The sequence below is a fragment of the Humidesulfovibrio sp. genome (assembly GCF_035560995.1).
In the GTDB taxonomy this organism is placed as follows: Bacteria; Desulfobacterota; Desulfovibrionia; order Desulfovibrionales; family Desulfovibrionaceae; genus Humidesulfovibrio.
Genome location: NZ_DATMYK010000275.1, coordinates 1 through 9457, shown reverse-complemented (window position 1 = coordinate 9457; position 9457 = coordinate 1). Strand labels below are relative to the sequence as shown.

At 68.0% G+C, this 9457-nt stretch carries 7 protein-coding genes; 1 reads left to right on the top strand and 6 read right to left on the bottom strand.

What is annotated here, in order from left to right; all coding sequences use genetic code 11:
- The coding region (locus VN419_RS10680; protein ID WP_325647215.1) for an alpha/beta hydrolase family esterase at positions 1-1272 on the bottom strand (1272 nt) is incomplete at its 3' end.
- Positions 1273-1278: 6 nt separating this feature from the next.
- Complete coding sequence (locus tag VN419_RS10675; protein ID WP_325647214.1) at positions 1279-2190, bottom strand: protein-L-isoaspartate O-methyltransferase; 912 nt, start codon at positions 2188-2190, stop codon at positions 1279-1281.
- A gap of 174 nt (positions 2191-2364) precedes the next feature.
- Here VN419_RS10675 and VN419_RS10670 point away from each other — a divergent pair, with 174 nt between their 5' ends.
- Positions 2365-2877, top strand: a complete 513-nt coding sequence (locus tag VN419_RS10670) for an acyl-CoA thioesterase (RefSeq protein WP_414652927.1) — start codon at positions 2365-2367, stop codon at positions 2875-2877.
- Between the two features lie 68 nt (positions 2878-2945).
- Here VN419_RS10670 and VN419_RS10665 read toward each other — a convergent pair whose 3' ends face one another.
- The 4 genes from VN419_RS10665 to VN419_RS10650 all read right to left on the bottom strand — a co-directional run bounded on the left by VN419_RS10665 (position 2946) and on the right by VN419_RS10650 (position 9126).
- A complete protein-coding gene (locus tag VN419_RS10665; RefSeq protein ID WP_325647213.1) occupies positions 2946-5363 on the bottom strand; it encodes a PAS domain S-box protein in 2418 nt (805 codons plus the stop codon).
- Positions 5364-5502: 139 nt separating this feature from the next.
- Positions 5503-5949, bottom strand: coding sequence for an Rrf2 family transcriptional regulator (locus tag VN419_RS10660; RefSeq protein WP_325647212.1), 447 nt, complete (start codon positions 5947-5949; stop codon positions 5503-5505).
- A gap of 10 nt (positions 5950-5959) precedes the next feature.
- Positions 5960-7792: a homoserine O-acetyltransferase MetX gene (gene metX, locus VN419_RS10655; protein ID WP_325647211.1), complete on the bottom strand. Its 1833-nt coding sequence runs from the start codon at positions 7790-7792 to the stop codon at positions 5960-5962.
- Positions 7789-9126 carry an O-acetylhomoserine aminocarboxypropyltransferase/cysteine synthase family protein gene (locus tag VN419_RS10650; RefSeq protein WP_325647210.1) on the bottom strand — a complete coding sequence of 446 codons (1338 nt, stop codon included), beginning with the start codon at positions 9124-9126 and terminating at the stop codon, positions 7789-7791. Before VN419_RS10650 ends, metX begins: the two co-directional genes overlap by 4 nt.
- Positions 9127-9457 lie beyond the last annotated feature (331 nt).

Here is a 9457-nt window from a genome sequence, read left to right as displayed (position 1 = left end):
GTCCTGGGCCGCGTCCGGTTGCGGCGCGCCGCCGCCGGAGCGCTTGGCGAACTCCAGCACAAGGGCGCTGGCGTCAATGCCGGTTGTGGGCATGTCGCAGTAGCGGTAGCGCTCGCGTTCTCCGCCGGGCCAGGCGTGGCCGCCGTTCTTCACGATGACGAAGCGCACGCTGCCGCGCCCCGCCTTGCCCTTGGGGGCGTAGTCCTCCACCCGCGCGGGGGTCTTGCCAGAGTCCCGCACCTGGGGCGTGGGCGAGAGGTTCATGCCGCGCACCCAGAAGTCCACCTGAGCCCTGGCCGGGTAGTCCTCGCAATAGCGGCCAGTGGCGGGCTTGGCCTCGGTGGGGGCGAAGCGCGCCACCTTGTCCTGCGCGCCGTGGATGACCAGCACGGGCAGGCTGTCGGCCGGATCTTTCGTGTCGCAGGGCAGGTACCCGGCCACGGAGGTGAGCGTGGCCGCCACGCCGGGCCGCTCCAACGCGAAGCGGCTGGCCAGCATGGCCCCGTTGGAGAAGCCCACAAGGTGGATGCGCGCCGGGTCGGCCGCGAAATCCGCGCGCAGGCGGGCGATGAGCGCGGACAGGTAGCCCACGTCGTCCACGTGGCTGTCGCGCGCGTAGCCGCAGCAGGTCCAGGCGTTCCAGGTCTGGCCCTCGCCCCCTGCGCCATTGGGGCCGCTGCCCTCCGGGAACACCGCCAGAAAGCCCGCCGCGGCCGCGCGCTCGGCCAGGCCGGTCTGGCGCATGGCCTGCGCCGCGGAGCCGCCCGCGCCATGCAGAACGATGAGCACCGGCACCTTGGGCGCGGCCTGGCCCTTCTTGAGCGGCGCGGCCTTGGGCAGGGTCAGCAGAGCCTTGCGCTCGGCCCCGGCGTGGGGCAGCACCAGCACCTGCTGCCGGGCCTGCGGGGCTGTCTTCTGTGCGCCCTTCTGGCCGCCCTTTCGAGCCGGGGCCGCCGGGCGGTCGTCGCGCCGCAGGGGCTCGTCTGAGAGGGGCTTGGCGCCGGGCACCAGCGGAGCCTTGGGCTGCTTCGGGGCCACGGGGCCAGTCGAGGACGGGCCCGCGCCGGAAGTCGATCCATAAGGTGAGCCGAAGGTCGAATTGGACTGGCGCGAGGCCGGGGACTTGGTGACGGAGTTCAGCACGTCCATGGCCATGCCGCCGCCGGGCACGGCCGCAAAGGCCGGGCAGAACGCTCCCGCTGCCCAAACAAGAAGAAGGGCCAGCGCCGCGCGGCGCAGACCCCTCTCCGAGATGTTCAGTCTGCCGTCCACGGCCGCCTAGGACTTCTGCTCCATGATCTTGCCGGTCATGGGGATGAAGAACACGCCCATATCCTTGCGGGAATGGACCTTGCCGGTCTTGTCCTTGGTGAACACGTAGAGCACCTGGCCTTTCTTGAAGGGCTGGCCGATGGGCACGATGAGGCGGCCTTCCGGCTTGAGCTGCTTCAGAAGCTCCGGCGAGACGTAGCGCGCCGCGCAGGTGACCATGATGATGTCGAAGCCGCCCTTGACCTCGGGCCAGCCGAAGTAGCCGTCGCCCACGCGGGTGTGCACGTTCTCAAGCCCCAGCGGCTTGTAGATCTTGGCCACGTCCGTGCCCAGCGGCTTGATGATCTCCACCGAGTAGACCTCTTTCACGATGCGCGAAAGGAGCGAGCTCTGGAAGCCGGAGCCGGTGCCCACCTCAAGCACGGTGTCGCCGGGCTTGGGCTTGGCCAGCTGCGTCATGTACGCCTGGCCCAGGTAGTCCGAAAGGGCAGAGCCGTAGCCGATGGCCCAGGGCTTGGGCGCGGGCTCGTAGCAGTTGGAGGCGAAGGGCTTCTTGCGCTGGTAGTCGTAGTGGTAGTACTCGCGCGGCAGCTCGCGGAAGGCCTGCAGCACGCCGGGATCGGCGCTGCCGAAGCGTCGTTTCAGGTACTTCTCGATGGAGGCCATGGCCAAGGTCTTGCGCGACTGCAACTCCGCGAAGTCCTTCTCCTGAATCTCCACCGAACGGCCGGACTGGCGCATGGCGTCCTGGAAGGTCTTGTAGTTCCAGGCCGCGCCGGGCGCCCACGCACCCTGCGGAGCCGGCGCTGGGGCCGCATAGGCCGGGGAGGCCGCGCGCGCCTGGGCCGCGCCAAAAGCCAAAACGCAACACAATACCGCAAACGCGCTCGCAGTGCGGCGCAAAGACATGGTCTGCATCGGACAGGACTCCTCAAACGAAATGTTGTTCCCCGTGCGTAGCACGAGGCACGCCGGATAGGAAGCCCCGCCAGCGCAAGCACTCTCCGCCGGGCACGGCGCTGGCCTTGACCCTGGCCCCCGCGCGGCCTACATTTCCCGAGCATCCAAGACCGCGCAACACAGGAGCCGCCCATGCCAGACACCAGCCAGAGCGCCGCCAACGCCACGCAGGGCAAAACCGCAGCCGAATCCGCCGTCACCATGAGCCACCAGGTGCTGCCCCACGACGCCAACCCGGCCGGAAACGTGCATGGCGGCGTCATCCTGAAGCATATCGACACCGCCGCCGGGGTTGTGGCCATGCGCCACGTGCGCGGCTGGGCCGTCACCGCCAGCATAGACCGCATGGACTTCCTGAAGCCCGTGTTCGTGGGCGAACTCGTCACCCTGAAGGCCAGCCTGAACATGGTCGGCCGCACCAGCATGGAGATAGGCGTGCGCGTGGAGGCCGAGAACCTGCTCACCGGCGAGGTGCGGCACACCAATTCCGCCTACCTTACCTTCGTGGCCCTGGATGAGCACGGAAACCCGCGCCCCGCCCCGCCGCTGATCCTCAAAGGCGAGGTGGCCGAACGCCGCTATCGCCAGGCTCTGCGCCGGCGCGAACTGCGTTGGCAGGCCATCAGCGAGGAGAAGAACGGATAGGAGAGGGTGAAAGGCGAAGAGAATATTTTTTCCAGGGGGCATGCACCCCCTGGTGGGGTTCTCTATGGCTAGGCCTTTTTGGCTTTGCGCTCCTGCGCGATTGCCAGGGCGCGTTCCAGTTCCGGGGTCTGCACGGGTTTGCTGATGTAGCCGTCCATGCCCGCGGCGAGGAATTTCTCGCGGTCGCCGGTGAGGGCGTAGGCGGTCATGGCGATGATGCAGGCGGGCGGGCGTCCGATCGTGGTGTCGAAGTCGCGGATGGCCCGGGTGGCCTCCAGACCGTCCATTTCCGGCATCTGCACATCCATGAGGATGCAGTCGAAGCTGCGGTTCTTGGCGGTCTCCGCGGCTTCCAGGCCGTTGGATACAATGGTGGCCTGGTGTCCCAGGCGGGTGAGCTGCTGGCGCATGTACATCTGGCTGATGCGGTCGTCCTCGGCCATCAGGATGGACAGGGGCACGTTGGCCGCGGCTGTCAGCTCGTCCTGGGCCAAGACGGTGCGCGCCGGGTCGTCTCCGGCGGGCGCCAGGGGTACGAACACGCAGATGCTGACGCCCTGGTCCAATTCGCTGTCGACCACGATATGCCCGCCCATGAGTTCCACCATGCGCTTCACGATGGCCAGCCCCAGTCCCGCGCCTTCGTACTTGCGCGTCTGGGAGCTGTCGGTCTGCGTAAAGCGCTCGAACACGTGGGGGATTTTGTCTTCCGGGATGCCGGGGCCAGTGTCGCTGACGCAGAAGTAGGCGCGCTGGCGGCCCCGCGCGGCCGGGTCGGGCCGGGTCCAGATCTCCAGGCGCACGCTGCCTTCACGGGTGAACTTCACGGCGTTGCCCACCAGATTGAACAGAATCTGGCGCAGGCGGGCCTCATCGCCCACAAGGGGCCGCAGGGCGGATTCGTCCACATGCAGCGAGAGCGTGAGGCCCCGGTTTTCGGCGTTCAGGGCGAACACGCGCAGCACGGATTCGCCCAGATCCTTGAGCTTCAGGGGCGCGGCCACCAGCGGCAGCTTGCCCGATTCCACGCGGGAGAAGTCCAGGATGTCGTTCAGGAGGTCCAGCAGGCGGCGCGAGGACTGGAAGGCCAGCTCGACGAATTCGCGCTGTTCCCCGGCCAGGCTGCTGCCCAGAAGCAGCTGCAGCATGCCGAGCACGCCGTTCATGGGCGTGCGTATCTCATGGCTCATGTTGGCCAGGAATTCGCTTTTGGCCTTGTTGGCTGCCTCGGCCGCGTCGCGCGCGCGGGTCAGTTCGCCCTTTGCGGCGTGCAGTTCGCTCAGGTCCACGTCCAGGCAGTACAGCTCCTTGCGCCCTTCGCCCATGCTCTGCATCACATGGCAGGAGAACACGGGCACGGGCGAGCCGTCCTTGCGCATCAGCTCAAGCTCGGCCGAGGGAATGGGCACTCCGTCCTCGGCCCAGGCGCGGATGTGCTCGATGACGGCCGGGCGCATGGGCGGGGGGATGATGAGGTCGTCCAGCGTGCGGCCCAGGGCCTCGTCCATGCGGTAGCCGTACAGGGCTTCGCTGGCGGCGTTCCAGTAGATGACCGTGCGGTTCTGGTCGTAGCCCTGCACGGCGATGGACGGCACCTGGTCGAAGAGGGTGCGGAAGCGGGCCTCGCTTTGCTTGAGCGAATCGGCGATGCGTTTCTGTTCGGAGATGTCCTGGAAAAAACCTATGGTGGCGGGTCCGTCGGGCAGGTTGATGGTGGAAACCGTGGCGTGGGTGGGCATGATGCGCCCGAAGCGGTCCAGCACGTCGATTTCGTACTGGCTGGCCACGCCTAAGCCTTGTTCACGCTGTTTGGCGCGCTCGGTGAACTCCTCCATGTGGTGCGGAGCCACGAAGCAGCTGATGTCTTTGCCGAAAAGCTGCATGCGCGACTCAAAGCCCAGGGCCTTGGCCATGTACGGATTGGCATAGAGCAGCCGCTGGTTGCGGGCGATGGCGATGGGCAGCGCGGCGGAGTCGAACACGGCCCGGTAGAAGCTTTCCCGCTGCTCCAGCACGGCCTGCGCGGCCTTCTGGGCGGAGATGTCGCGCAGAAGGCAGTGGGTGCATTGGAAGTCGCCATCGGGGCTGCATTCGGCCATGCCGTCGATGTTCAGGGTGAAGGGCTCGCCGTTTTTGCGCAGGGCCGTGCACTCGAAGCCCGTGGAGCGGCCGGTGCTCTTCATGGCCGTGAAGTTGTCCAGCAGCAGGGCGTGGTCTCCGGGGGCGATGAAGCTGCGGAAGGGCTGGCCCAGCACCTCGTCCCTGGTGTAGCCGAAGAGCTCCTGCCAGCCTCGGCTGACCGCGCGCAGGCGGCCTTCGGCGCCCAGGGACTGGTAGGCCAGGGGCGCGTTTTCCAGCAGGCTCAGGGTGCGGTTTTCGCTGGCGGCAAGGCGGGCTCTGGTCCGCTCCAGCTCGGCGCGCAGGGCGGCGTTCTCCCTGGCCAGGGCTTTGCTTGCGGCATCTTCCTCGTCCAGGGGCGGCGTCACGGCATGTGCTCCAGTGCGCTGCGGGACAAGCGCAGCCGTTGAGTGCGGGGGGCGACCCCAAACATAGCAGGACTACGTATGGGTGGCAACCTCGCGGCCCAGACGCGCGATGCGGAAACAACGGGTATGCGCGGCCGATTCAGCCCTTTTTCGGCGGGAACATGCGTCGTTCACGCTCCACCAGCTCGGCCAGGCTCACGGAATCGTACACGCCCTCAAGGGCGGCGCGGGCCTGGTCCCATACGCTCATGAACACGCAGGCTCCGGTGAGTGGGCAGGGCTGCGCCGTGCCGGCCCGGCAGTCCACGGGCGACATGGCCCCGTTGTACAGGCGGATGACCTGGCCCACGGTGATCTCCGCGCCCGGCCGGGCCAGGCAGAAGCCCCCGGCCTTGCCCCGGCGCGACTCCACGAAGCCCGCCTGGCGCAGCTCCAGCAGGATGCCGTCCAGAAAGCGCTTGGGAATGGCCTGGGCCTGAGCGATGTCTCCGGCCGGGAGGACGGGGTCGGCCGGGCTGGCCTCGGCCTGGCGCGCCAGTTGGAACAGGGCGCGCAGGGCGTACTGGCAGCGCTGGGTCAGTTGCATGGCGGTGCTCCTAGTTTCCGGCCGCGCTGGCCGGGCCGCTCAAGACGCAGATGGCCATGTCCGCACGGGTGTTGTAGTCCGCCTCGATCTCTTCGCCCGTGGCGGAATCGATGGCGATGCGGGCGAGCAGGCGGATGCCCAGCTGCCCGCACAGGGCCTCGAAGTCCTTGATGCTGAAGAAGCGGATGGACGGGGAGGACCACCAGGGAAAGGGCAGGCCCTCGGTGACCGGGGAGGTGCCGTTCTCCAGCAGCTGGCGCACGGCCTCGGCATGGGCGAAGTTGGGGAAGCTGACGATGCCGGTTTTGCCTACGCGCAGCATTTCCTTCAGCACCGTGTCCGGCCTGCGCATGGCCTGGAGCGTCTGGCTCAGCACCACCACGTCGAACTGGCCGTCGGCAAAGGCGCGCAGGCCCTGGTCCAGGTCGCGCTGCACCACGCACAGGCCCTGGGCCACGCAGTCCACGATGGCCTGGGGGTTCAGCTCAAGCCCCAGCAGCGCCCCGCTGCCGCGTCCGCGCAGCTGGGCCAGCAGCTGGCCGGAGCCGCAGCCCAGGTCCAGCACGCTGGCGCCGGGCTCGATGCGCTCTGAGATGCGCGTGAGGTCCAGGCGGTTCTGGAAGAAGATGCTGCGCACGTTGGTCTCGGCCGCGCCGCACTGGGCCTCGTCACCCTGCCCGCCGGAAATGCAGCCGCAGCCCTTGTCCAAGAAGCCCGCCATGAGCGGCCCGTACACGTGCAGGTCGTTCTCCAGCAGAAAGGCGTCGTGGCCGCAGTCGCTGTCCACCTCGATGGCGCTGACGCTTTTGCCCTGGGCCAGCAGCGCGTCCACCATGCGGCGGCTGTGGGCCGGGGGGAACAGCCAGTCCGTGCGGAAGCTGGCGACGAGCACCGGGCACGCGATGCGCCCCATGGCCGCCTCCAGGCTGCCGTGGTCGCGCCCCAGGTTGAACTGGTCCATGGCGAGGGAGAGGGTCACGTAGCTGTTGGCGTCGAAGCGCTCCACAAAGCGCCCGCCCTGGTAGGCCAGGTAGCTGCCGACGCTGAACTCTTTCTCGTAGGCGTAGGCCACCTCGCGCGGGTGCTCGCGGTCCGGGTCGAACTTGCGCGACATGGTGCGGTCCGACAGGTAGGTCACGTGGCCGATCATGCGTGCGATGGCCAGGCCGTCGTCGGGCTTCTGCTCCTGGTCGTAGTACTGGCCGCCGTTGTAGTGCGGATCCTTGAAGATGGCGTTGCGGCCCACGATGTCGAAGGACAGGGCCTGACTGGACAGACAGTGCGTGGTGGCCAGGAAAATGGCCGAGTCCAGGCGCTCCGGATGTTCTATGGCCCAGGTGAGGGCCATCATGCCGCCCATGGACCCGCCGATGACCGCGTGCAGGCGCGCGATGCCCAGCTCGTCCAGCAGGCGCTTCTGCACCTCCACCATGTCGGCGATGGCGATGCGCGGGAAATCGCCGCCATAGGGACGGCCAGTCCTGGGGTCGATGCTGGACGGCCCGGTGGTGCCCCGGCAGCCGCCCAGCACGTTGGCGCAGATGACGAAGAAGCGGTCGGTATCCACCGCTTTGCCCGGCCCCACGGCGATGTCCCACCAGCCGGGCGTGTCGTTTTCGTCATGCCGGGCCACGTGGGAATCGCCGGAAAGAGCGTGGCAGATATACACCGCGTTGTCGCGCGCGGCGTTCAGCTGGCCGTAGGTCTCGTAGCACACGCGCACCTCGGGCAGCTGCCCGCCCAGGCGCAAGGGCAACGGCCCGGGCAGGGTCAGCGTGCGCGCGTGGGGCAGCTCGCCCGCGCCGCGTGCGCCGTCGCTGGAGGCGAAGGCCGGATCGCTCATTTGCAGGCTCCGCCGCAGTCCACCGCCTTGCGCAGGGCCTGGTCCAGGTCGGCCATGATGTCCTCCGCGTCCTCCAGCCCCACACTCAGCCGGATGAACTCCGGCGTGACCCCGGCGGCCAGCTGTTCCTCGTCCGAGAGCTGCTGGTGCGTGGTGGTGGCGGGCTGGATGACCAGGGTCTTGGCGTCGCCGATGTTCGCCAGGTGCTTGGCCAGGCGCACGTTGTTGATGAAGATGCGGCCGGATTCCTTGCCGCCCCCAGGTCCTGAGGCTTTGATCCCGAAGCCCATGATGGCCCCGGCCCCGGCGGTGAGGTACTTCTGGGCGTTCTTGTGGTCCGGGTGGCTGGGCAGGCCGGGGTAGTTCACCCAGGCCACGGCCGGGTGGGCCTCCAGCCACTTGGCCACGGCCAGGGCGTTCTCGCAGTGGCGGGGCATGCGCAGGTGCAGGGTCTCCAGTCCCAGCAGGAACAGGAAGGCCGCGAAGGGACTCATGCAAGCCCCGGTGTCGCGCAGCCAGTGGGTGCGCATGTGGATGATGTACGCCAGATTGCCCAGGGGCTTCAGGGCCTCGGTGAAGACCAGGCCGTGGTAGGCCGGGTCCGGCGCGGCGAAGTCCGGCCAGCGCTTGGGGTCGGCCGCCCAGTCGAAGCTGCCGCCGTCCACCACCGCGCCGCCCACATGCACGCCGTGCCCGCCGATGAATTTCGTGGTGGAGTAGACCACGATGTCCGCCCCGTGCTCCAGGGGACGAAGCAGCATGGGCGTGGTCACGGTGTTGTCCACGATCATGGGCACGCCCATGGCGTGGGCTGCGTCGGCGATGGCCTGGAAGTCGGGCACGTCGTTTTTTGGGTTGCCCACGCTTTCCAGGTACACGCAGCGGGTGTTGGCATCGGCGAGCTTCCTGATCTCCTCCGGCTTGGCGGGATCGAACAGCCGCGCTTCCACCCCGAACTTTTTGAAGGTCTGGGTGAACAGGGTGGTGGTGCCGCCGTACAGGCTCTTGCTGGCGATGAAATTCTGCCCGGCATGGGCCAGGGTGAGCACGGCCCCGGTGATGGCCGCCTGCCCGCTGGCGAAGCACAACGCGCCCACGCCTCCGTCCAGCGCCGCCAGGCGCTTTTCCAGCACGTCGTTGGTGGGGTTCATCAGACGGGAGTATATGTTGCCGAACTCCTTCAAGGCGAAGAGATCGGCCGCGTGGTCGGTGCTGGTGAAATTGTAGGACGCGGTGGCGTAGATGGGCACCGCGCAGGCATGGGTGGCGGGATCGTCGCCCTGGCCCGCATGCAGGGCGCGGGTGCCGAGGCCCAAAGTCTTTTCTTTCGTCATGACGCATTCTCCTTTGGTTTGGCGCGTCAAACACTACCTAATTAGTGCGATTATCCCCGGCGTTCCCGGCTGTCAACGGCAAAGATAGCCGCTCGCATTTCTTCTCTCCCAAGTCCTCCCGGCCTCGCCCCGCGCCTGCGCAGCCCCTGATCCCTCTCGCCCCACGGCTCGGGTCCATGCTCCGGCCCCATGCTCCTGCCCAATGTCCCTGCATTCTGCCCCCGCCTCCGCAGCGCCCGTTCCGCGCCGCCCCAGCGCAGACAGCCCGGGAGGTTCCACCTTCCGGGCTGTCTGCGCTGGCCTGCGGGTCCAGGGGGTGCATGCCCCCTGG